The 22485-nt window shown below is 71.3% G+C and carries 19 protein-coding genes; 13 read left to right on the forward strand and 6 right to left on the reverse strand.

The window, feature by feature from the left end; translation table 11 throughout:
• Positions 1-45 precede the first annotated feature (45 nt).
• On the reverse strand, positions 46-1830 hold the full coding sequence (locus ACFULQ_RS37205) for a S8 family serine peptidase (RefSeq protein WP_383552736.1): 1785 nt from the start codon (positions 1828-1830) through the stop codon (positions 46-48).
• Between the two features lie 370 nt (positions 1831-2200).
• On the opposite strand from ACFULQ_RS37205, the gene ACFULQ_RS37210 reads away from it, so the two are divergent.
• Positions 2201-3136: a lytic polysaccharide monooxygenase gene (locus ACFULQ_RS37210; protein ID WP_383552738.1), complete on the forward strand. Its 936-nt coding sequence runs from the start codon at positions 2201-2203 to the stop codon at positions 3134-3136.
• A gap of 18 nt (positions 3137-3154) precedes the next feature.
• Here ACFULQ_RS37210 and ACFULQ_RS37215 read toward each other — a convergent pair whose 3' ends face one another.
• Entirely contained in the window at positions 3155-3817 is a 663-nt protein-coding gene (locus tag ACFULQ_RS37215; protein WP_383552741.1) for a Tat pathway signal sequence domain protein, read from the reverse strand.
• 666 nt (positions 3818-4483) lie between these two features.
• On the opposite strand from ACFULQ_RS37215, the gene ACFULQ_RS37220 reads away from it, so the two are divergent.
• Both ACFULQ_RS37220 and ACFULQ_RS37225 read left to right on the forward strand, forming a co-directional pair.
• Positions 4484-5149, forward strand: coding sequence for a DUF6230 family protein (locus ACFULQ_RS37220; protein ID WP_383552744.1), 666 nt, complete (start codon positions 4484-4486; stop codon positions 5147-5149).
• Positions 5149-5733: a DUF6114 domain-containing protein gene (locus ACFULQ_RS37225; protein WP_383552747.1), complete on the forward strand. Its 585-nt coding sequence runs from the start codon at positions 5149-5151 to the stop codon at positions 5731-5733. Before ACFULQ_RS37220 ends, ACFULQ_RS37225 begins: the two co-directional genes overlap by 1 nt.
• Before the next feature lie 150 nt (positions 5734-5883).
• On the opposite strand, the gene ACFULQ_RS37230 is transcribed toward ACFULQ_RS37225, so the two are convergent.
• Positions 5884-6615, reverse strand: coding sequence for a Type 1 glutamine amidotransferase-like domain-containing protein (locus ACFULQ_RS37230; protein WP_383552749.1), 732 nt, complete (start codon positions 6613-6615; stop codon positions 5884-5886).
• 349 nt (positions 6616-6964) lie between these two features.
• Between ACFULQ_RS37230 and ACFULQ_RS37235 the strand changes: the two genes are divergently transcribed.
• From ACFULQ_RS37235 to ACFULQ_RS37255, 5 genes are read left to right on the forward strand one after another with little or no spacing between them, the layout of a single operon-like run.
• Positions 6965-7960, forward strand: a complete 996-nt coding sequence (locus ACFULQ_RS37235; protein WP_383552752.1) for a substrate-binding domain-containing protein — start codon at positions 6965-6967, stop codon at positions 7958-7960.
• A gap of 45 nt (positions 7961-8005) precedes the next feature.
• Entirely contained in the window at positions 8006-10735 is a 2730-nt protein-coding gene (locus ACFULQ_RS37240) for a nitrate- and nitrite sensing domain-containing protein (RefSeq protein WP_383552754.1), read from the forward strand.
• An 11-nt stretch (positions 10736-10746) separates the two neighbouring features.
• Positions 10747-11169, forward strand: coding sequence for a roadblock/LC7 domain-containing protein (locus ACFULQ_RS37245; RefSeq protein ID WP_123765228.1), 423 nt, complete (start codon positions 10747-10749; stop codon positions 11167-11169).
• A gap of 1 nt (position 11170) precedes the next feature.
• Positions 11171-11530, forward strand: a complete 360-nt coding sequence (locus ACFULQ_RS37250) for a DUF742 domain-containing protein (RefSeq protein ID WP_383552757.1) — start codon at positions 11171-11173, stop codon at positions 11528-11530.
• Positions 11517-12113, forward strand: a complete 597-nt coding sequence (locus ACFULQ_RS37255) for an ATP/GTP-binding protein (protein ID WP_383552760.1) — start codon at positions 11517-11519, stop codon at positions 12111-12113. Before ACFULQ_RS37250 ends, ACFULQ_RS37255 begins: the two co-directional genes overlap by 14 nt.
• A 3-nt stretch (positions 12114-12116) precedes the next feature.
• Here the strand turns inward: ACFULQ_RS37255 and ACFULQ_RS37260 are convergent, their stop codons facing one another.
• Entirely contained in the window at positions 12117-13622 is a 1506-nt protein-coding gene (locus tag ACFULQ_RS37260; protein ID WP_383552762.1) for a M81 family metallopeptidase, read from the reverse strand.
• Positions 13623-13686: 64 nt separating this feature from the next.
• Positions 13687-14889 (reverse strand): ROK family protein, encoded by a 1203-nt coding sequence (locus tag ACFULQ_RS37265; protein WP_383552765.1) that lies wholly within the window; start codon positions 14887-14889, stop codon positions 13687-13689.
• A gap of 181 nt (positions 14890-15070) precedes the next feature.
• On the opposite strand from ACFULQ_RS37265, the gene ACFULQ_RS37270 reads away from it, so the two are divergent.
• The 5 genes from ACFULQ_RS37270 to ACFULQ_RS37290 are packed head-to-tail and all read left to right on the forward strand — an operon-like array spanning position 15071 to position 21297.
• The gene (locus ACFULQ_RS37270) at positions 15071-16816 is read left to right on the forward strand and encodes a peptide ABC transporter substrate-binding protein (protein ID WP_383552768.1); all 1746 of its coding nucleotides are present in this window, start codon (positions 15071-15073) and stop codon (positions 16814-16816) included.
• A complete protein-coding gene (locus ACFULQ_RS37275; RefSeq protein ID WP_383552809.1) occupies positions 16816-17772 on the forward strand; it encodes an ABC transporter permease in 957 nt (318 codons plus the stop codon). Before ACFULQ_RS37270 ends, ACFULQ_RS37275 begins: the two co-directional genes overlap by 1 nt.
• Positions 17769-18647, forward strand: a complete 879-nt coding sequence (locus ACFULQ_RS37280) for an ABC transporter permease (protein WP_383552771.1) — start codon at positions 17769-17771, stop codon at positions 18645-18647. Before ACFULQ_RS37275 ends, ACFULQ_RS37280 begins: the two co-directional genes overlap by 4 nt.
• Positions 18644-20398, forward strand: coding sequence for a dipeptide ABC transporter ATP-binding protein (locus tag ACFULQ_RS37285; protein ID WP_383552774.1), 1755 nt, complete (start codon positions 18644-18646; stop codon positions 20396-20398). The genes ACFULQ_RS37280 and ACFULQ_RS37285 overlap by 4 nt, the downstream gene beginning before the upstream one ends.
• A gap of 2 nt (positions 20399-20400) precedes the next feature.
• Entirely contained in the window at positions 20401-21297 is an 897-nt protein-coding gene (locus tag ACFULQ_RS37290) for an ROK family protein (protein WP_383552812.1), read from the forward strand.
• 75 nt (positions 21298-21372) lie between these two features.
• Here the strand turns inward: ACFULQ_RS37290 and ACFULQ_RS37295 are convergent, their stop codons facing one another.
• A complete protein-coding gene (locus tag ACFULQ_RS37295; RefSeq protein ID WP_383552776.1) occupies positions 21373-22338 on the reverse strand; it encodes an ABC transporter substrate-binding protein in 966 nt (321 codons plus the stop codon).
• Between the last annotated feature and the right edge of the window lie 147 nt (positions 22339-22485).

Consider the following 22485-nt stretch of genomic DNA (forward strand, 5'->3'; position numbering starts at 1 on the left):
GTGCCCCATCCGCACCGGCCGGCCCGTCCGCTCGGGGAAGTCGGCTCAGAAGGTCAGCTTCCAGCTGTTGAGCGTGCCCGTGTCCTGCGCCGCCGTGTCCTGGACGCGCAGCTTCCAGGTGCCGTTGGCGGTCTCGGAGGAGGCGTTCACCGTGTAGGTGGTCCTGACGTCGTCGGCGGAGTCCGAGGAGCTCGCCGCCTTCAGGCTGTACACCGTGCCGTCCGGGGCGACGAGGCCGATCACCAGGTCACCGCGGTAGGTGTGGGTGATGTCGACGCCGACCTGGAGGGTCGAGGGGGCGTTGCCGGTACGGCCGCTGACGGCGATGGAGGACTCGATCGCCGAGCCGTTGTCCGGGATGGCGACGGCGGTGGTGCTGGAGTAGGTCGTCCCCGTCGTCGTACCGCCGCCGCTCACGGCCGCCACCGTCTTCGCCGCGTCGGCCAGGCCCGCGCCGCAGCCGCCGGAGCAGGCGCCGGGCAGCGGACGGGCGTTGTTCTTGATGGCGGTCTCGATCTGCGCCGGGGTCAGCGAGGAGTTGGCCGACTTCACCAGCGCGACCAGGCCCGCGATGTGCGGGGTGGCCATGCTGGTGCCCTGGTAGTAGGCGTACGACTCCGAAGCGGGCGTCGAGGCACCGGAGTTGAGGGTGGACAGGATGCCGTTGGCGGTGCCGGTGCTGGTCTGGCCGCCGGGGGCCGAGATGTCCACCAGGGAGCCGTAGTTGGAGTAGGAGGCCTTGGCGCCGGAGCGGTTGGTGGCGGCGACCGAGATGATGTTGTTGCAGTTGCCCGGCGAGTGCCCGGAGACGTTCTCGTTGTCGTTGCCGGCGGCCACCACGACGGTCGTGCCGCGGCTGACCGCGTTGTTGATGGCGGTCTGGGTCGCCGAGGTGCAGGCGCCGTCGCCGCCGAGGCTCATGTTGATGACCTTGGCCACGTTGGTGTTGGCGGGCACGCCGGAGACGGTGCCGCCGGACGCCCAGGTGATGGCGTCGATGATGTCGGAGTCGTAGCCGCCGCACTTGCCGAGGACCCGCACCGGGGAGATCTTCGCGCCGTAGGCGATGCCCGCGACGCCCTTGCTGTTGTTCGTGACCGCCGCGATGGTGCCGGCGACGTGCGTGCCGTGCCAGGAGGAGGTGGAGGCCGGGATGCCGGCGCCGCACTCGTTGGCCGCGTAGTAGTCGCCCGGGTCGGCGGGGTTGCTGTCGCGGCCGTTGCCGTCGACGGAGACCGCGGTGTCGGAGATGAAGTCGTAGCCGCCGACGATGTTCGCGGCGAGGTCCGAGTGGGCGACGTAGCCGGTGTCGATGACGGCGACGGTGACCCCGGTGCCGGTCGACGTCGTCCAGGCACCCGGCACGTTCATGCCGGCGGTGGTCTCGTACAGGTCCCACTGCTTGGCGTACTCGGTGTCGTTGGGGTCGGCCTGCGGCTTGTTCAGGCGGTCCGGTACGACGTAGGCGACCTGCGGGTCCGCCTTGAACTCGGCGACGGCGTCGGCGACTTCGGCCTTGCTGGGGTCCGCGCCCAGGTCGACGAGGGCGGCCCCGGTGCCGAGTCTGCGCTGGAAGTCGGCGTCCTTGGCGGCGGCGTCGGCCTCGGCGGCCTTGTTCGAGGTGGCCTCGGCGGCACCGGACTTGTAGCCGACGATCAGGCGCTCGGCCTGGATGCCGGGGGCGGCCTCGGTGAGCGCGGCCGGGACGGCGGTGTCCCGCGCGGGGGCGTCCTGGGCGACGGCGACGGAGGCCGTTCCGACGGAGAGCAGGGCCGCGGAGACGGCGGCGGCGGATATCAGCTTCCGCCGGAGGGAGGGGGAGGTACGCAAGGGCTTGCCTTTCGTGGCCGTGCTCCGGGCAGCGCGGAGCGGCAGTCATTTCGCTTCGGCGATGAAGCGGCGGGGGTGCAGGCAGAGGCGGAGCGGCCGGCCGGGCGTGGGGTGCGTGCGTGACCCGTTCGGGGTTACCTGTGGGTCAGCTGTGGTCGAACGATAGGCAAAGAGCTGGTCATGCGGATACAGGGGAAACCCTTGATGAGGCTGAGAACACCCCCTCGAAGATGGCCGGTTGACCGAAGGCGGCCGCTTTGCCCGCGTCTGCCCGGAGGGAGTGTCCGGGTGCGCCGGTGAACGCGCGGGGCCCTGGCCCCGTACTGCACGGAAGCCCGTCTTTCCCGCGCCGCCCGAGGAGGCGTTCCGGATGGCCCGGATGCCCTGGACCACAGCCCGTCGTACGAGTGCGGCGGTCGCCGCACTGACACCGTTCCTGCTGACCCTGTTCGCGGCGGTGCCCGCGCAGGCCCACGGGGCTCCCACGGATCCGGTCAGCCGGGTCTTCGCCTGCTCGCCCGACGGCGCCTCGTCGGGGACGGCCGCGTGCCGGGCGGCGATCGCGGCGAACGGCTCGTCCTTCGCCGCGTGGGACAACCTGCGGGTCGCGAACGTGAACGGCCGGGACCGGCAGACGATCCCCGACGGGAAGCTGTGCAGCGGAAACCTGCCCGCCTACCGGGGCCTCGACCTGGCCCGCGCCGACTGGCCGGCGACCCGCCTGTCCCCCGGCGCGACCCTGACCATGAAGTACGTCTCGACGATCCCGCACACCGGCACGTTCCGGATGTACCTCACCAAGCCCGGCTACGACCCGTCCAAGCCGCTGAAGTGGTCGGATCTGCCGGAGCGGCCGTTCGCCGAGGTGAAGGACCCGGCGCTGACGAACGGCGCGTACCGGATCGGGATGACGCTGCCGAGGGACCGTACGGGCCGGCAGGTGCTGTACACGATCTGGCAGAACAGCAGTACGGCGGACACGTACTACTCGTGCTCGGACGTGGTGTTCCCGGCGGCGGCCGAGAAGGAGACGGGCGGGGCGGACACGGTCGCAACGCCGTCCGCGTCGAAGACCGCGAAGAAGGAGCCCGCGAAGAGTCCGACGGCGTCCGCTCCCGCCGCGACCCCCTCGCCGACTCCCTCCGTGGCGCGGTCCGCGGCCGCGGTGGCCCCCGACTCCTCGCCGGTGGCCGCCGATGCCGACACCGGTACCGGGCCGTCCGCGCCCATGCTGGCGGGCGGCGCCGCCGGGGTGCTGGTACTCACCGGCGGCGCCGCCCTGGCGCTGCGTCTGCGTCGACGCTGAACTACTGGGTCACAGAGCTCAGTTGACGTAGACCGGGTCGCCGCTCGCGGTCACCGGGCTGTACTTCGCGGTCCAGAAACCGTTGGCGGGGCACAGCGAGGAGCCGGAGGTGCGGGTGAACTGCTGGTTGGTGAACTTGATGCTGTTGTCGGCGTTGTCCGCCGTGCCGGACAGGCCGGCCGCGGCCTGGTAGACGCAGCTGACGCTGCCCAGCAGGGTGCGCAGCACGACGGTGGTCTGGATGGCGGAGCCGCTGGCCGGGGTCACGGAGACGGCGCCGCCGGAGGAGACGTCCGTGGTGTACGGCAGGTTGTTGACCGTGATGCTGGTGACGCCGAGGACGCCGATCACGTTCGAGGTGCAGCTGCTGAAGGTCTGCCCGGTCAGGGACTCGACGGCGGTGCCCGGCGCGGTCGGGTTGCTGCCCACCGTGGCGGTGAAGGTGGAGGCCGCACAGCTGATGCCGCTGGTGCCGGTCGCGGTGGAGTAGAGGGTCGCGGTGGTGCCGCTCGCCAGGGACGCCGAAATGGTCGAGCCCTCGGCGACGTTGGGTCCGCCGACCGAGCCGGTGGTGAGGACCGCGACGTCGTCCGCGGCGGCGGGCGCGGAGGCGGCCACGGCCACGGGGAGCGCGAAGGCGGCAGCGGCGGCGGTGAGGGAGACGAGAGAACGCATACGCATGCGGGTTTGCCTCTTTCATGAGGTGAGGGTGGGGGTGGGGCGCGGACGCGTGTCGGCGTCCGCCGTTGCCGACCCGTCACGCCTTCTCCGTACGTGACGGACCGGCAACGGCAGCCGGCCGGTGACCGGCCGAAGGCCCAATGGGGGAGGGCTCCGGTCGGGCCGGGCGGGAGGTGGCGAACCCGGTGCGGCCCAGGGGGGAAGCGGCCGGTACGGGTGCCGTGGAGGGTCGGACTCGGGCGGTGAAGAGCCCGTGATGGATAGACGGTCCGGGAATGCGGACAGGTACCGCCCGAAGGCTTGGATCCGGCGCCACGGATCCGGGGGAAGCCAGGAGAGTTGTAGACCTGATCATCCGTCAACGTCAAGGTGCAGCAAGGGAGTTGATCTTCGATTGGCGGTTTTTTCTGCCTGTCGGGACGTTGTCGATCACCGATGGCACATAATCAACACCCTTTACTCACAACTTGCTTGACCCATGAGCGTAACCGCCGGTAACTTCCCTGGCGTTACTGCGGAGTACGCACCGGGAAAGCCCTTGCAGCCGCCGGGAGGTGCGAGGGGGCGTGCGCCGCAGCCGATGTCCGCGCCAGGACACCGATCCTCTGAAGCCGCACCTCCGCACGTGAGCCCCACTTGCGTTGACTATGTCCCTGGGAGCAGCACATGGCCTCGTCCGTCGGCAACACCTCTGAGACCTCCGAAAGCGGTTCCGCTCCACAAGCCCCCGACGGCTCCGCGAGACGCGGGCGGGTCCGGGGTCGCCGGGCCGCGATCATGGCGGTGCCGGCCGTCGCGATCACCGCGGGTCTCGCCATCCTGACCGCCGAGGGGGCGCTCGGGGTCCAGTTCGCCATCTCCGGCATGCCCTTCACGGTCACCGCGACGGAGCTCAAGGGCACCGGGTTCGAGCAGTTCGGCGGCCTCGACAACATGGCGGACAACAGCCCGAACGCCGGGGACACCGGCGGGCAGGTCCTGGTGATGACCTCCGCCATCAAGAGCGCGACCCTCACCAAGCTGTGTCAGAGCGTCGACCTGGGTGGCACCAACCTGCTCATCAAGGCGGGCCAGGGCGACAAGAAGGTCGAGGCCACCGACCTGACCACCGACTCGACCGAGCTGTCCGGTGACGCCTCCTTCGACAACATCGAGATCGGCAACGACGCCAGCACCCTCACCAAGGCGGGTGTGAAGGGCCCCCTCGGCGTCTTCAGCCAGCAGGCCGACACCGTCTACATCGCCAACCTGCGGCAGACCAACTACGCCACCACGGCGGGCGTGTTCAAGCTGCCCGGCCTCAAGATGAGCTTCAGCAGCCAGGGTTGCTGATGGACGGCCAGGAGCCCGTGGACGGCGGGCAGAGCGTCGGCGGGCAGAGCGTCGGCGGGCAGGCCGACAGCGGTCAGACCCACGGTGGGCAGCAAATCGTCGTCCAGCAGGACGCGTTCACCCGCTGGGTGTACGGACGGCCCTTCTTCGGCGGACTGTGGCTCACTCTGGGCGGGGCCTGGATCCTGCTCACCATGAAGGCCTCGATCAAGGTCGTCATGCACGTGGGGATGCAGGGAGTGGCGGGCTACCTCCTGCCGTCCCTGATGATCATCGCGGGTCTGCTGATCCTCTTCAGTCCGGGGCAGCGCCTGTTCTACTCGATCGTCGGCGTCCTGTGCTCGATGGGCACCTGGCTCACCTCGAACCTGGGCGGCTTCATGGTCGGCCTCCTGCTCGGGGTCGTGGGCAGCGTCCTCACCTTCGGGTGGCTGCCCGACCAGGGCCCGCGGGTGAGCCGCCGCGACCGGCACGAGCAGGGACGGAAGACCGCGCAGGACGGTCCGTCGTACGACACGGGAGAGCCCGGCACCGGGACGGGCATCGCCGGGATGGCCTCCGGCACCCCGCAGGCCGCCCAGTGACCCGGACCGCCCGGTAACCCCGCACAGTGACCCGGACCGCCCGGTAACCGGGCCCCGCGGATTCGGTGGCCCGGCCTTCGGCATCCGCGCTCGGGTCCGCGGGATCACGCGCTCGCCCTCCCCGGGGCCGGACCGCGCAGGCACCGCCCGTCACACGCCGGGCAGCCTGCGCGGTTCGACGCGTTCCTCCACCGCCGTGTCCCCGGCGCGGGTGACGACGTAGGCGCCCTTGCCGGGGATCTCGGTGACGGCCTCGACGAGTTCGATGCCGCGGTAGACCAGGCCCACGCCGTCGTCGGTGCAGTGGGTCAGGGGCAGGGTGCCGTCCGCGACGAGCCGGTGGACCAGGGGGCGGCGGCCCGGGTCGCTGTCGTAGTGCACTCCGTTGCCGTACGGCAGGAAGCCCAACGCGTCGGTGAGCGGGCGGAGTTCGGGGCCGTAGGAGTCGGTGGTGCCGCCCTCGAACCAGCACAGGGAGCCCGCGCTGACGCCGCTCAGCACCACGCCGGACTCCCACGCCCGGCGCATGATCCGGTCGAGGCCGTGCACCCGCCACACCGCGAGCAGGTTGGCCACGGAGCCGCCCATCACCCACACCACGTCCTGCTCCAGGACGGTGCCCTCGACGTCGTCCAGGTTGGGCATGGGGAACAGCTGGAGCGGGGTGAGGTCGAAGCCGGCCACCCGGGCCGCCTCGTGCATCCGGGCCGTGAAGTGCTCGGCGTCCCCGATGGCCGTACCGACGTACATCACGCGCGGCCTGCGCCCGTGCACACCCGACAGCTCGACGGCGTGGTGCACCAGCGCGTGGAACGACACCATGGTGCGACCGCCGGCACGGTGTCCTCCGGAGGTGGCGAGGATCGTGGGTTCTGTGGCCATTTCCGTGATCCTAGCCAGCGGCTGCGCGGGGCCGGGGGCCGGGCCGCGCCGAGCGTCCCTGTGCGCGGGGCAGGGCTGGAGGCCGGTCGGTGGTTCCAGCCGTGACGCACGCCCGCCGGCATGCCGGGCCATGAGCGCAAGCCCGTTGACGCCACCTCCTCATGGCCGCTGACCTGAAGATCATTACGATGCGGAACCGAGAAGTCATTACAAGGGGCTGATCACTTGACTACCGGCGGTCACACGCGGTTGGCTCCTGGCCAGTGAAAGTTCAACCGGCCGACGCGCCCGCGTTCCGGCCGCACTTTCGCGTTCCGCCAGCTCGGCCGCACAGCGAGGTGCCGCACCCATGAACACTCCTCCCCCACCTCCGGCCCGCTCCAGATCCATGTCCGTCGCCGCCGCGGTCTCGGTCGGCCTCCTGCTGCTCGCCGGCTGCTCCGGCGCCGACGACTCCCGGCTCGACGCGGGCGCGGACACCGCACGGCTGAGGATCTCCCTGCTCACCCACGCGGGCAAGGACGACGCCTTCTGGGAGCTGGTCCGCAAGGGGGCCGAGGCCGCCGCCGCGAAGGACGACGTCGAGCTGACGTACGCGAACGACTCCGACCCGGCCGGCCAGGCCCAGCTGGTGCGGGACGCGATCGGCGACCGCGTCGACGGCATCGCGGTGACCCTGGCCAAGCCGGCCGCGATGCGGGCGCCGGTGGCCGCGGCCCGCGCCGCGGGCATCCCGGTGGTCGGCCTCAACTCCGGTATCGACGCCTGGAAGTCGCAGGGCCTCCTCGAGTACTTCGGCCAGGACGAGAGCGTCGCCGGCGCGGCCGTCGGCACCAAGCTGAACGGCCTGAAGGCCAGGCACGCGCTGTGCGTCATCCACGAGCGGGGCAACGTCGCCCTGGAGGCGCGCTGCGCCGGTGTGCGCAAGACGTTCGGCGGCGAGACCGAGAACCTCTACGTGGAGGGCACCGACCCCGACGCGGTGGACGCGGTGCTCACGGCGAGGCTGCGCCAGGACCCCGGGATCGACGAAGTCGTCACCCTGGGCGCGCAGTTCGCGCTGGACGCGGTGAGCTCGATCAAGGCGGCGGGCAGCAAGGCCCAGGTCGCCACGTTCGATCTCAACAACAACCTGGTCAAGGCGGTCCGCGCCGGGAACGTACAGTTCGCGGTGGACCAGCAGCCCTACCTCCAGGGCTACCTCGCGGTCGACTCGCTGTGGCTGTACAAGACCAACGGCAACATCAGCGGGGGCGGCGTGGCCCCCGTCCTGACCGGGCCCGCCTTCGTCACCCGGACGAACGTCGCGACCGTGGCGAGGTTCGCCGCCGCCGGCACCCGGTGACCCCTTCCTCGGGACAACCCTCCCCCTGACCGCCCAAGGACGACCATGCCCGACCGGAAAGGTGCCCGGCGCCGCCTCGGTTCCATACGTCTCTCCCTCATCCTGCTGGCGCTGGTGCCCAGCGTCACGCTCACCGCCATGTGGGGTGTGACGACCACGCAGTTGTTCTCGGAGGGTCTACGGCTGCGCTCGCAGACCGAGCTCAGCAAGTCGACCGGCGCGATGGGCACCGAGGCCACGCTCGCGCTCCAGGGGGAACGCGCGGCCTCCGCCGCCTGGCTGGCCGGCGTGCCCGGTTCCCTGGCGGTGCTGGACCGGAAGCGCGCGGACACCGACGAGGCGGTCGCCAAGCTCGTCGGGCGGTCGGACGAGATCCAGCAGGCGCCCGGCCGCATCGCCGACCAGCTGTACTCGGTGCTCGGCTCGGTCGGCAGCCTGGAGTACTACCGCGGCCAGGTGGACCGCCCCACGGACATCACCGCCGAGCAGGCACTCGACCAGTACACGTCGATCATCGACGCCCAGATCCACGCCTTCCAGCAGCTCTCGCAGGTCGACGACGGCGACCTCACCTCGCAGGCCGGCCCCCTGGTCGCCCTGGAACACGCGGCGGAGCTGACCTCGCAGGAGGACGTCCGGCTCACCCTGGCCTGGCCGTCCGGGCATCTCGCCGAGAAGGACTGGGAGCAGTTCGTCCAGCTGGTGAACACGCGCCGCTGGCTGGTCGAGGACCAGATCGTGCCCGCGCTGACCGGCAGTGCGAAGACACAGACCGAGCGGATCCTCGCGAGCGCGGACTGGCAGACGCTGATGTCCGTCGAGGACCAGGTGCTCGCCGCGCGGTCCGACGGCACGGGGCGGGTGGCGCTGCCGGACGGGCGCAAGCGGTGGGCGGCCGCGATGGAGAGGGTCTCCGTCCGCTACAGCGCCCTGATCCGGCAGCAGACCTCGGCGCTGCTGACCCGGAGCGCGGACAAGGCGCACGAGCAGCTGCTGACGGCCGCGTCGCTCAGTGCGGGCGGGCTGGTCGCGCTGCTGATCTGCCTCGTCATGTCGTGGCGGATCACCCGCTCGCTGTCCCGGCGGCTGCGCGGCCTGCGGGTGGCCACGCTGGGTCTGGCCGAGGAACGGCTGCCGGACGTGGTGGCGCGGCTGGAGCGCGGCGAGAAGGTCGACGTGGACAGGGCGGCGCCGGAGCTGGACTACGGCTCGGACGAACTGGGGCAGGTGGCCAAGGCGTTCAACACCGCGCAGCGGACGGCCGTGGTGACCGCCGTCGAACTCGCCGACACCCGGCGGGGGTTCGAGAAGGTGATCCTCGGCATCGCCCGGCAGAGCCAGAACCTGGTCAACCTCCAGCTCAGCCGGCTGGACACGCTGGAGCGCGAGCACCAGGACCCGGACGTCCTTGCCGGGCTGTACGAACTGGACTCCACGGCCAGCCAGTTGCGGCGGTACGAGGAGAACCTGGTCATCATCAGCGGTGGGCGGCCGCGGCGCAGCTGGACCGAGCCGGTCGCGCTGATCGACATCCTGCGCAGCGCGGTGGGTGAGGTCGCCGAGTACCAGCGGGTCGAGGTGCACACCGAGGAGGAGGTCTGTCTGGCGCCGCCCGCGGTCGCGGACGTGATCCATCTCCTGGCCGAGCTGATCGAGAACGCCACGCTGTACTCGCCGGCGCCGAGCCCGGTCGGGGTGCGGGCGGGGCTGGTCGCCAAGGGGCTGGCCGTCGAGGTCGAGGACCGGGGCCTCGGCATGTCGGAGGACGAGTACGCCTCCTTCAACGCGCACTTGGCCGAGGCGCCCAAGTTCGACGTGGTCGCCCTCGCCGACGACCTCCGCCTCGGCATGTTCGTCATCGCCCGCCTCGCCAACCGCCACGGCATCCAGGTGACCCTGCGGTCCTCGCCGTACGGGGGCACGACGGCGATCGTCCTGATCCCGCACGAGGTGGTCGTACGGGACGAGGCCGGGGCGGACGGCCTGGGTGCGGCCGGTCCGACCGCGGAGGTGCCGGCCGGCCCCGCCAGGTCGGAGCGGACCGGGCTCACGGCGGACACGGGCCGTGGGGAGACCGCGGGCGGAGATGGCCCGGGCGACGCGCAGCGCTCACGCGACGCGGACAGCGAAGGCTGCGTGGACAGCGAAGCTGACGGACAGCGCACAGGCGGCGTGAACAGCGTAGGCGGCATGCCCTCTTCGGCAGGCGCCGCCGGCACAGACAGCGCCGCCGGTGCGGACGGCGCGGACCGCGGGGGCGGCACAGTCGGTGCGCGCGGCCCGGACGCCGCAGCCGGCGCTCGCCGCCTGGCCGGTCTCGACGAGACGCGAACCCGGACGGACGCGGTGGTCGCGGAGGGCGACCCGCAGGGTGTTCGCGGTACCGGCGACCCCGCCGCCGCACCCCCCACCCCCCACCCCGACGGTCTCGCCCCCCTCCCCCGTCGGGTGCCGCAGACCAGTCTCGCCGTGGAGTTGCGGGAGGACGCGCCGGTCGCCGGGGCGGACGAGGACGGCGAGGAGTTCACGGCGGACCACGCGGCCTCCTCGCTGGCCGGGTTCCAGCGCGGCACGCAGCGCGCCCGGGACGAGGACGAGCTCCTCGACGGTCCCCAGGAGCCGGAGGACCCGGTCACCGGCAGCGCCGCGGCCGACGTACCGAAAGAGGCCACCACCTACGGGATCGACCCTCTCGACGCCCCCGAGGACGCTCCCCTGGACGCCCCGCAGGACCCGGCCGTCGCCGCCCGCACTCCCCACTCCGACCGCTCATGAAGGACACCGCCATGACACGCCCCACCCCCGCCACGAACACCCAGCTGGACCAGCTGCTCACCGGACTCGTGGAGCGGGTCGCCGACGTGACGCAGGCCGTCGTGCTCTCCGAGGACGGACTGGTCGTCAGCAAGTCCACCGGGTTCCTGCGCGACGACGCCGAGCGGCTGGCGGCGACCGCGTCCGGCCTGATGAGCCTGAGCAAGGGCGTCAGCATGGACTTCCGGGGCGGCCCGGTACGCCAGGCCCTCATCGAGATGGCCAACAGTTTCCTGATCCTGACCTCGGCGGGCCCCGGCGCCCACCTCGTCGTCCTCACCGGACCGAACGCCGACGTCGGCGTCGTGGCGTACCAGATGAACATGCTGGTGAAGAAGATCGGCGAGCACCTCAGCGCGGCGCCGCGGGCCGGCATCGGCCCCACCGGCGGGTGAGGTGACCGACAGCGAAGCGGCGGGCCGGCTGGTGCGGCCGTTCGCCCTGACCGGCGGACGGACGCGGCCCAGCCGTGCCGACTTCACCCTCATCACGACGGTGACCGCGGTGGACCCACCACCGGAGCGGGCCCCGCGCCCGCAGCCCGAGCAGACCCGCATCCTGCGCCGGTGCGCCCGCCCGGTCGCCGTGGCGGAGCTGGCCGCGCTGCTCGACCTGCCGGTCAGCGTGGTCGTGATCATGCTCTGCGATCTGCTGGAGGCGGGCCTGATCACCGCGCATCCCCCGCGCCCCGTCTCGCCCCGCACCCCGGACCTGGACCTGTTGCAGAAAGTGAGGGAAGGCCTTGGCCGGCTCTGAGACGCGCGCCCGCGAGACCGCTGAGACTCCCGCCCCGCCCGACACCGTCAAGATCCTGATCGCCGGGGGCTTCGGCGTCGGCAAGACCACCATGGTCGGCTCGGTCAGCGAGATCGCCCCGCTGCGCACGGAGGAACCGCTCACCGTCGCCGGCCTGGGCGTCGACGACCTCGCCGGGATCGAGGAGAAGCGGGCCACCACGGTGGCCATGGACTTCGGCCGGATCACCATCAGCGACGAACTGGTGCTCTACCTCTTCGGCACCCCGGGCCAGCAGCGGTTCTGGTTCATGTGGAACGACCTCGCGGTGGGCGCCCTGGGCGCGGTCGTCCTCATCGACGTCCGCCGCCCCGAGTCGAGCTTCGCCGCGGTGGACTTCTTCGAGCGCCGGCGCATCCCCTTCGTCGTCGCCGTGAACGGTTTCGGCGGCCGGCACCCCTATCCCGCCGAGGACATCAGGGAGTCCCTCGCGCTGCCCCCGCAGGTGCCGGTGGTGCTCTGCGACGCCCGTCGGCGCGAGTCGTCCCGGGACGTGCTGATCGCCCTCCTGGACCTGCTGATCGCCGCCGCGGTGGACGACTGACCCTCACTCGTCAGGACCGGTCAACTCCCTGTCGGAGGACGGGATCAGCCTGGCCCCGAGGTCCGGCTCCGGCATCTCCCGGTCGAACGGGAACATCGGCCGACGGATGCGCCGGTGTCCGAGCCGCGGCAGGTCCTGGTCCACTCCGCCGGGGGTGAGGGCCATCTTCCAGTCGGCGGCCATCGCGAACAGCTCCGGCTCCAGATACCCGATCTTGACGAGCACCACGTCCGCGTTCCGCGGCTCCAACTCCAGGTCGGTGAAGTCGTGTTCACAGTGGTACGGCTTCCTCAGCCACGTCAGGACCACGTGCACGCTGCCCACCCTCAGCACCACCTCGGTCCGCGCGTGCTGGTCACCGTGCCGGATCGCGTGGACCACTCCGGTCAGGGTGAGGGGCCCCGCGTGCCGGTCGTCCACCTCGGCGCCCGCGGTCACGGTGACCGTGGCACCGACACCGGCCCGCACCGCCGTGTCGACGGCGGACGGACCCGGCAGCGAGGCGTAGATGACCGTCGGACCGGACGGATCCCTGAACTCCGCTCGGGCCAGCACCTGTCGGAGCCCCCAGGTGACGTCACCGGCGCCGCCCGCCGTCGGGTTGTCCCCGGTGTCGCTGATGAAGTACGGCCGCCTCCGGGAGGCCAGGGCCGCGTCCAGGCACTCCTCCAGCGTGCCGGTCGGCGCGACGAAGTCGAAGTCGTGGCGGGCCTTCCAGAAACCTCGCGCGAGCCGTTCGGCACCGGTCGTCACCGCCTCGGCGGAAGGGCCGGTGACGACGACCGCGGCCCGGTTGCGGGGTTCGTCGGCCCACGCGTAGCCGACCCAGATCGCCGCGTCCGTCACCCCCTCCGTCGCCTCCACGTCCGCCACGGCCGCGTAGACACTCTTCGCCGGCTCGATCCTGGTGGAGGTCTGCTCGCCGGCCAGGAGCACGGGGACCGGGATCCAGGCCTTGAGCGGGCGGGGGGCGCCGCTGGTGAGGTGGGTGACGAGATTGCGGGCGGCGCGCTCCTTCGTCTCCATCGCGTCCTCGTGGGGGGCCATGCGGTAGCAGGTGATCAGGTCGGTGCGGTGGGCGAGTTCGCGGGAGACGTTGCCGTGCAGGTCCATGGAGGTGGAGATGATCGTGTCGGGGCCGGTGATCTGCCGTATGCGGTGCAGGAGTTCGGCCTCGGCGTCGTCCAGGCCTGCCACGGTCATCGCGCCGTGGATGTCGTACCAGAGGCCGTCGAGGGGGCCCATGTCACGCAGCCGGTCGAGGAGTTCGGCTGTCAGGTCGGCGTAGGCGCGCGCGGTCACCGTGCCGCCCGGAAGTGCCTTGCCGACCAGAGCACCTCTCCAGTCCGCCGCCTCGCGCAGTGGTCGGCCGGGGGCGAGGAAGGGGTAGCGGGTGAGGACCTCTTCACCGCGGAGGGGGTGGAAGGCGGGGGCTTCGGTGCGGGCCGGGGAGAACGTCGAGGACTCGATGCCGAGGCCGGCGACGGCGATGACAGGTCGGAAGGACACAGGGGCTCCAGGTTGTCTGTTGTCTGCGGGCTCGTCGTGGCTTGTCGCGCAGTTCCCCGCGCCCCTAGAAGCCTCCGGTGACCGTTTGCATGGCCTGTGCCAGTGCCTTTTGGAGGGCGAACTGTCCTGCCCCTGCCACTCCTGCATCCGCGCCCAATGACGTGCGCTCGATCACCAGGTGCTGGGTCACCAACGGGTGGCAGCCCTCGTACAGCTGGCTGCGGACCGCCGCCACGAACGGCTCCAGCGTGGAGAGGATGCCGCCGAGGTACACCGCGTCCGGGTTGAAGAAGTTGACGTTGGCGGCCAGGACCTGGCCGAGGTAGCGGCCGGCCTGGCGGACCGCTCTGGTCGCCTCGGGGTCGGCGTCGGTGGCGAGGCGTACGACGTCCTCCGTGGTCGTCACGCTCAGGCCCCGCTCGCGCAGGATCCTGACCAGGGCCGCACCCGAGGCGACCGTCTCCAGGCAGCCCGTGTTGCCGCAGGAGCACGGGATGTCGTGGGCCGCCTCCACGCGGACGTGGGTGATCTCGCCCGCTCCGCCGGTGGCACCCCGGTACAGGCGGCCGTCCGCGATGACGCCCGCGCCGATCCCGGAGCCCACCTTCACCATGATCGACTGGCGGTGCTCGACGGGCCGTACGCTGTGCTCGCCCACGGCCATGCAGTTGGCGTCGTTCTCGACGGCCACCGGCACGGCGAAGCGTTCCTCGAACCAGTCCCGCACGGGGAAGCGGTTCCAGCCGGGCATACGGGCGGGCAGGGTCACCAGGCCCGGCTCGACGTCGACCGGGCCGGGCAGACACAGGCCCACGCCCCGCAGTCGGTCCCGGCCGTGGCGGTCGATAAGCGTCTGGAGGGTGTCCGCGAGGCCGGGCAGCGCCGCCTCCGGGCCCTCCGCGGTGGCGAACGGCACGGTCGACACGTCCGTCAGACCGCCCCCGGGGTGGACGACCCCCACATGCGCGTGCTTGCCGCCGAGGTCGGCCGCGACCGCGTAGCCGTCGCTGCCGCCGAGCCGCAGCACCTTGCGGGGCCGCCCGCCCCGGGAGGACCGGGTGCCCTCCTCGGCGACCAGGCCGTGGGTCATCAGCCGGCCGACGGCGAAGGACACCGTCGAGGGCGGGGCGCCGAGCAGTTCGGCGAGTTCCGTGCGGGTCGAGGCCTGTCCGGAGGCGAGGAGTTCGAGGATCCCCTCGGCCAGGGAGGAGGAGCCGGTTCCGTGCCGGCGCTGCGGCGGGGGACTTGGGGGACTTTTTTCAAGCATGGAGGAAGTTACTCCCGAATTCGGCGGCCCGGGGCCTTGAGCGTAGGGCCGAAAACCCTCGCCGTGCTTTTTCCAGAACAGCAGAAACAGGCTTTTTACAGCGGCGCGCCTGTTTCTTCCAACGCACGGGGCGTTCACTGGCTCCACCCCCGCTTCCGCCTCCCAGGTCCCTGGAGCAACCATGTCCCCTGCCCGCACGAGACTCCTCGCCGGTGCCGCCGCCCTCAGCGCGGGCACCCTGCTGCTCACCGCGTGTTCCGGGTCGAGCGGCACGTCGTCCACCTCGCACGACACCGTCGACTACGCGCTGCCGGCGAACTTCACCCCGAACTGGATCCTGCCGATCGGCACCGCGGCCCACCTCAACACCAACAACATCTCCATCGCGAACACCCTGTGGGAACCGCTCATCGCCTACGACGGCTCCACCGGCAGGATCGCCTGGAACAAGGCGGGTTCGGTGGCCACGGACGCGAAGTTCGCCGCCGACGACAAGAGCGTGACGATCACCCTGGGCGAGAGGCACTGGAGCGACGGGAAGCCGATCACCTCCGCGGACGTGAAGTTCTGGTTCGACCTGATCAAGGCGAACAAGGCGCAGTGGGCGGGCTACAACCCGGGCAAGGCGCCGGACAACTGGACGTCCTTCAGGACGGTCGACGCCCGCCGTTTCACGATCACCTTCGACAAGGCCTACAACCCCCAGTGGATGCTGGCCAACGAGCTGAACTCCATCACCCCGCTCCCCCAGCACGCCTGGGCCGGCGGCCGGGACGCCACGCAGGCGTGGACGTATCTCAACGACGCGGCGAAGAACATCTCCGGTTACGCCTCGAACCCGCTGTGGAAGACCATCAGCGGCCCCTACGCGGTCAAGTCCTTCTCGACCGCGGGCAAGGTGGTCCTGACCGCCAACAAGAAGTACGACGGCGGCGAGAAGGCGAGCATCCCGACGGTGAACCTGCTTCCGTTCACCACCGCCGACGCCGAGAAGAACGCCCTGCGGTCCGGCAGCGTCGACTACGGCTACATCGAGCCGACCGACCTCGACCAGAAGGACAGCTTCACCGCACAGGGCTACAGGGTGGAGCCGTGGTCGGGCTGGGCGATCACCTACATGCCGTACAACTTCAACAACCCGGCGATGGGCGCGGTGTTCAAGCAGCTCTACGCCCGTCAGGCCGTCCAGCACTCGATCGACCAGGCCGGCCTCGCGAAGGTCGTCCTCAACGGGACGGCGGTGCCGGGCTACGGGCCGATCCCGCAGGGACAGGCCTCGGACTTCCTGTCGCCGGTGCAGAGGGAGAACCCGTATCCCTTCTCGAACGACACCGCCAAGTCCCTGCTGACCAGCCATGGTTGGACCGAGCAAGGCGGTGTGATGACCTGCACCGAGCCCGCGAGGTGCGGTGCGGGCGTCGCGAAGGGCACGAAGTTCGAGATGCAGGTGCTCTCGCAGTCCGGGTCGGCCGTCACCGACAACATGATGAGCGCGATCCAGTCCTCGCTCGCGAAGACCGGCATCAAGTTCTCCATCAGGACGGCTCCGGTCAACTCGGTGCTCTCGCAGACCCCGCAGTGCACCGCGGGGCGGTCGATCTGCAAGTGGCAGCTGAGTTTCTTCGGCACGGCGGGCAGTTGGTACTTCAACGCCTTCCCGACCGGTGACTCGCTGTTCCAGACCGGCGGCGGCTCGAACTTCGGCAACTACTCGAACCCCGAGGTGGACAAGCTCATCTCCGCGACGACGACGTCGAGTTCGAACCAGGCCGTCCAGGACTACAGCGCGGCCCTCGCCAAGGACCTGCCGGTGATCTGGCTGCCCGAGCCGGACTACCAGATCTCCGTCGTCAGGAACGGCCTCGGCGGGTTCTCGCAGGACTCGCTGGCCAACTTCCACCCGGCACAGTGGAAGTGGACGAACTAGTGGACACGGTCCGCTACCTCGGCCGGCGGCTCCTTCAGTCCCTCGCCGTGATCCTGATCGTCACGATCGTGGTCTTCTGTCTGCTGCACGCGCTCCCCGGGGGTCCCGCGCGCGGGATCCTGGGACCGCAGGCGACGGCCGGGCAGATCGCCGCGTTCAACCACGAGCAGGGGCTCGACCGGTCCCTGCCCGTGCAGTACGTCCTCTATCTGCGGGAGTTGGTGCGAGGGGATCTCGGGACGTCGTACACCCTGAACGAGGCGGTGTCCCGGCTGATCGAGCAACGGCTGCCGAAGACGCTGGTGCTGACCGTGCTGTCGGCGCTGGTGGGGCTGGTGCTGGCGGTGCCGCTGGGCATGTGGCAGGCGGTACGGCGGAACAGGCCGACGGACTACGTCATCACCACGCTGAGCTTCGTCGCGTATGCGACGCCGGTGTACTTCCTGGGGCTGCTGCTGATCCTGCTGTTCACGCAGACGCTGCGGTGGTTTCCCTCGCAGGCGCCTCAAGGGGACACGCTGGCGCAGGTGTTCGCGGATCCGGCGGGGCTGGTGCTGCCGGTGGTGACGGGAGCGGCTTCCATGGTCGCCGTGTTCAGCCGGTACATGCGGGGGGCGACGCTGGAGAACCTCTCCGAGGACTATGTGCGGACCGCTCGGGCGGGGGGTGCGGGGCAGTACGCGGTGCTGTTTCGGCATGTGTTCCGGAACTCGCTGACTCCGGTGGTGGCGATGCTGGGGTATTACGTGCCGGTGCTGTTCGGGGGTGCGCTGGTGGTGGAGCAGCTCTTCAACTACCCGGGGATGGGGCTGTTGTTCTGGTCTGCGGCTCAGTCGTCGGACTATCCGGTGCTGCTGGGGTGCGTGTTGGTGATCTCTGTGGCGACGGTCGTGGGGACGCTGCTTGCCGATGTCGTGCAGCGGGTTGTGGATCCTCGGGTGAAGGGGCGGACATGAGTGTTCAGAGTGCGGGCCGGTGGGGGCTGGTCGCGCAGTTCCCCGCGCCCCTGAGGGCGCGCTTCGCGCGCAACAAGCTGGCCGTGACCGGACTCATCACGGTCGTCCTCTTCCTGCTCCTGTGTTTCATCGGGCCGCTTCTCTACTCCACCGACCAGACCCACACCGACCTCACCCAGGTCAACCTCCCTCCCAGCGGAGCGCACTGGCTCGGTACCGATGCCGTCGGGCACGATCAGCTCGGGCGGCTCATGTACGGGGGGCAGGTGTCGCTGCTCGTGGGGCTCGCGGCCGGGGTGCTGGCCACCGTCATCGGGACGGTGTGGGGAGCGGTCGCCGGGTACGCCGGCGGGTGGGTCGACGCCGTGATGATGCGGGTCGTCGACGCCGGGATCGCCATTCCCGCGCTGTTCATCCTGCTCGTGGTGTCCGCCATCACCAGTCCCGGCACGCTCGGGCTGATCGTCGTGCTCGGGCTGGTGTCCTGGCTGGTGCCGTCCCGGCTCGTGCGGGCCGAGACGCTCACACTGAAGAACCGGGACTACGTGCTGACCCTGCGGGCCACCGGGGGGACGCACGGGCGGGCGATCCGGCGGCACATCCTGCCCAACGCCGTCTCCACGATCGTCGTCGCGGCCACCTTCCAGGTCGCCGACGCGATCCTGCTCATCGCCTACGTGTCGTATCTCGGCCTCGGTGTGCAGCCGCCGAAGACCGACTGGGGCGGCATGCTGTCGGCCGGGCTGACGGCCGCGTACTCGGGGCGCTGGTGGCTGATCGTGCCGCCGGGCCTCGCGATCATCCTCGTCGTGTGCGCGTTCAACGCGATCGGCGACGGGCTGCGGGACGCCTTCGACGTGAGGGGACGCGCGTGACCATCCTGACCATCGAGGACCTCGGGGTGACCTTCGCGACGGAGACCGGTGACGTGCCCGCGGTGCGGGGGGTGTCCCTGCACGTGCGGCCCGGCGAGACGCTGGCGCTGGTCGGTGAGTCGGGCTCCGGGAAGTCGACGGTGGCGCTCGCCGCGATGGGGCTGCTGCCGGGCACCGCGCGGGCCTCGGGGCGGATCTCGGTCGACGGTACGGAGATCGTCGGGGCGCCGGAGGCCTCGCTCACCCGGCTGCGGGGGCGGACCGCCTCCATGGTCTTCCAGGAGCCGGCCACCGCCCTCGATCCGCTGACCCGGGTCGGTGCCCAGATCGCTGAAGTCGTACGCAATCACCGGGACGTCTCCCGGTCGCAGGCCGCGCGTGAGGCGGTCGAACTGCTGCGGCGCGTCGGGATTCCGGAGCCGGAGCGGCGGGCCTCGGCCTTCCCCTTCGAGCTGTCGGGCGGGCAGCGGCAGCGGGTCGTCATCGCCATGGCGATCGCCAACTCGCCGCGTCTGCTGATCGCGGACGAGCCGACCACCGCGCTCGACGTCACCGTGCAGGCCGAGATCCTGGACCTGCTGCGGGGACTGGCCGCCGACTCGGGCACGGGCGTGCTGCTGGTCACGCACAACATGGGCGTGGTCGCCGACTTCGCCGACCGGGTCGCGGTGATGCTGCGGGGCGAGGTCGTGGAGACGGGCTCGGTGCGGGAGGTGCTGTTGCGGCCCGGACACGACTACACGCGAGGGCTGCTGGCGGCGGTGCCGCGGCTACGGCTCAGCGCTGCGGACGCGCCGCGGGCCGACAGGGGTGCCCCGCCGCCCCATAGCGGTACCGGCGCCCCGCCGGCCGACACGAGTGCCGACGCCCCACGGGCCGACACGGGTACCGACGCCCCGCCGGCCGACATCTGCACCGGCACCCGACAGCCCGAGGAGGCCGCTGCCCCGGTGGTGCGGCTCCGGGACGTGTCCGTGCGGTTCGGCCGGGTGCGGGCTCTCGACGGGGTCTCCCTCGACGTGCGGCCCGGTGAGACCGTGGGGCTCGTCGGCGAGTCCGGGTCGGGCAAGTCGACGGCGGCCAGGGTCGCGCTCGGGCTCGTCGCGCCCGCCTCCGGCGCGGTGTCGCTGTTCGGCGCCGACCTGCGCCGGGTCCGGGGACGGCGGCGGCGCGCCCTGCTGGCCGGGGTGGGCGTGGTGCTCCAGGATCCGGTGGCCTCGCTGGACGCGCGGATGAGTGTGGCGGAGTGCGTGGCCGAGCCGTTGCGGGTGCACCGCCGGGGCATGGCCGCGGGCGAGCGTCGGGACCGGGTCGCCGAGGTCCTCGAACTCGTGCGCCTGTCGCGGGAGTTGGCGGGTCGCGGGCCGCGTGAGCTGTCCGGTGGGCAGCGGCAGCGGGTGAGCCTGGCCCGGGCGCTGGTGCTGGAGCCCCGGCTGCTGGTGGCGGACGAGCCGACCAGCGCGCTGGACGTCAGCGTGCAGCGGACCGTCCTGGAGGTGATCCCCGAGTTGCAGCGGGAGTTGGGGTTCGCCTGTCTCTTCGTCTCCCACGACCTGGCCGTCGTGCAGGAGTTCGCGGGCCGGGTGGTCGTGATGCGGGAGGGGCGCGTCGAGGAGCAGGGGCCGACCACGGCCACGCTGTTGAACCCGGGGACCGAGTACACCCGGCGGCTCATCGCGGCCGTCCCCGTGCCGGACCCGGTGGTGCAGCGCGAGCGGCGGGCCCGGCGGCGGGCGGAGGTCACCGCGTGAGGGTGTTCGCCGGTGTGGACATCGGCGGTACGACCACGCAAGTGGCCCTGTGCGCAGAGGACTTGACAGTCGTGGACCGGCTGGAGACGGCCACCCCGGCGACCGCCGGCGGGGCCGCGATGACCGGGGCCGCGCTGGCTGCCGTACGCCTGCTGCTGGACCGCAACGACGCACGGCTGCTCGGGGTCGGGGTCGGGGCGGCGGGTGTGGTGGACGCCGTGGGCGGGCGGGTGCTGGTGGCCAGCGACTCGTTCCGGGGCTGGGCCGGGTTCGCGGTGACGGCGGTGTTCGAGGCGGCGCTAGGGGTGCCGGCGTTCCTGGACAACGACGTCAACGCGTTCCTGCGCGGCGAGGCGACGGCCGGGGCGGTCGCCGGGGAGCGGCATGTGCTCGGGATGACCCTCGGGACGGGGGTCGGCGGAGCCCTGTGGCTGGACGGCGCGCTGTACGGCGGGCCGCACGGCGCGGCGGGCGAGATCGGGCACGTCCCCGGCTTCGGCGAGCTGCCCTGCACGTGCGGAGGGCGCGGGCATCTGGAGACGCTGGCCTCCGGGCGGGCGATCGCGGCCCGGTACGGCGAGCGGACCGGCCGTACGGTGAGCGCCCGCGAGGTGGCGGCGGCCGCCGACCCGGACGCGCTCGCCGTGTACGAGGACGCGGGGGCCGCCGTGGCGCGGGCGCTGCTGGTCACGGCGGGCCTGCTGGACGTGACCACCGTGGTGCTGGGCGGCGGCGTCACCCGCGCCTGGCACCTGCTGGCACCGCCCGTCCACCACGCCCTGACAGCCGAACCCCCGGTCAGCGGCCGGCCGTTGCGAGTGCTGCCCGCCCTGCTCGGCGGGGACGCGGTGGTGGTGGGAGCGGCGGCGCGGGTACGGGCGGAACTGGGCGGACGGTGACTTACAGCGACGCACGCCCGGAAACCGGCACCGGGGCGCACCCACGAGAGGCACGCCCCGGAAGCCGGAACCGGTTCAGCCCAGCCCGTTCGCCTTCAGCCAGGCCTTCGCCACATCCAGCGGGTCCTTGTTCTCCAGCTGGACCTGGGAGTCCATGTCGAGGAGCGCCTTCGTGTCCAGCTTGGCGGAGACCGCGTTCAGGGCGGCCACGCCCTCCTGGCTGAGACTGGACTTGTAGACCAGCGGGGTCACGTTCGCGAAGCCGAAGAGGTTCTTCGGGTCCTGGAGGACGACGAACTTCTCCTTGGTGATGGTCGGGTCGGTCGTGAAGATGTCCGCGGCCTGCACGGTGTTCTTCTTCAGCGCCGCCTGCGTCAGCGGACCACCCGCGTCGAGCGCCTTGAAGGACTTGAACTTCAGGCCGTACTCCGACTCCAGGCCCAGCAGGCCCTGCTGCCGGGTCTGGAACTCGGGCGAACCGCCGATGACCAGCTCCCCGGCGATGCTCTTGAGGTCGGCGAGGGTGGACGCGGAGGTCAGGTTGTACTTCTTCGCGGTGTCCGCGTTGACCGTGACCGAGTCCTTGTCCTCCGCCGGCGCCGACTCGAGCAGCGTCAGCTTGGGGTCGAGCTTGGCCTTGACCCCGGTGTTCACGGCCGCGGCCGACTCCTGCGCCGCGTCCTTGTCGAGGTAGGCCAGCAGCGAGCCGTTGTACTCGGGCAGGACGGTGATCGAGCCGTTCTTCAGCAGGCCGTACGTGGTCTCGCGGCTGCCGATGTTGGGCTTGTACGTGACCTTGACGCCCTTGGCCTTCAGGGCCTCGCCGTAGATGTCGGCGAGCAGGATGCTCTCGGCGAAGTTGTTGGAGCCGACGACGACGGTGTCGCTGTTGCCGGCACCCCCGCTGGCCTCGTTGAGCGGGTCGGAGGTGTCGTCGGAGGACCCACATCCCGCCAGCAGGACCGTGGCGGCGGCGAGCGCGACGGCGGCCAGGCCGGGGTTCTTCCTGATGGACCTGCGGTGTACGGCGGTAACAGTCACGATTCCCGTTCCGGACTCAGGGGGACTCAAGAGGATTCAGGGGGCTTGGAGTGAAGCCCTCGGCTTCGGGGAAGCCCTTGCCCTGATCCAATCCAGCCTGTTCTCGCCCAGTCAAGACCGGCCTGGTCACAATTGGCCTCAATCACC

The organism is Streptomyces sp. NPDC057253 (genome assembly GCF_042669125.1).
Taxonomy (GTDB): Bacteria; Actinomycetota; Actinomycetes; order Streptomycetales; family Streptomycetaceae; genus Streptomyces.

What these genes read in the sequence shown, in the direction of transcription:
- ACFULQ_RS37270 (WP_383552768.1), top strand. Translation starts at nt 15,071, where the DNA reads ATGTCCCCTGCCCGCACGAGACTCCTCGCCGGTGCCGCCGCCCTCAGC.
- ACFULQ_RS37240 (WP_383552754.1), top strand. Translation starts at nt 8,006, where the DNA reads ATGCCCGACCGGAAAGGTGCCCGGCGCCGCCTCGGTTCCATACGTCTC.
- ACFULQ_RS37265 (WP_383552765.1), bottom strand. Translation starts at nt 14,889, where the DNA reads ATGCTTGAAAAAAGTCCCCCAAGTCCCCCGCCGCAGCGCCGGCACGGA.
- ACFULQ_RS37245 (WP_123765228.1), top strand. Translation starts at nt 10,747, where the DNA reads ATGACACGCCCCACCCCCGCCACGAACACCCAGCTGGACCAGCTGCTC.
- ACFULQ_RS37280 (WP_383552771.1), top strand. Translation starts at nt 17,769, where the DNA reads ATGAGTGTTCAGAGTGCGGGCCGGTGGGGGCTGGTCGCGCAGTTCCCC.
- ACFULQ_RS37225 (WP_383552747.1), top strand. Translation starts at nt 5,149, where the DNA reads ATGGACGGCCAGGAGCCCGTGGACGGCGGGCAGAGCGTCGGCGGGCAG.
- ACFULQ_RS37220 (WP_383552744.1), top strand. Translation starts at nt 4,484, where the DNA reads ATGGCCTCGTCCGTCGGCAACACCTCTGAGACCTCCGAAAGCGGTTCC.
- ACFULQ_RS37230 (WP_383552749.1), bottom strand. Translation starts at nt 6,615, where the DNA reads ATGGCCACAGAACCCACGATCCTCGCCACCTCCGGAGGACACCGTGCC.
- ACFULQ_RS37235 (WP_383552752.1), top strand. Translation starts at nt 6,965, where the DNA reads ATGAACACTCCTCCCCCACCTCCGGCCCGCTCCAGATCCATGTCCGTC.
- ACFULQ_RS37215 (WP_383552741.1), bottom strand. Translation starts at nt 3,817, where the DNA reads ATGCGTATGCGTTCTCTCGTCTCCCTCACCGCCGCCGCTGCCGCCTTC.
- ACFULQ_RS37210 (WP_383552738.1), top strand. Translation starts at nt 2,201, where the DNA reads ATGGCCCGGATGCCCTGGACCACAGCCCGTCGTACGAGTGCGGCGGTC.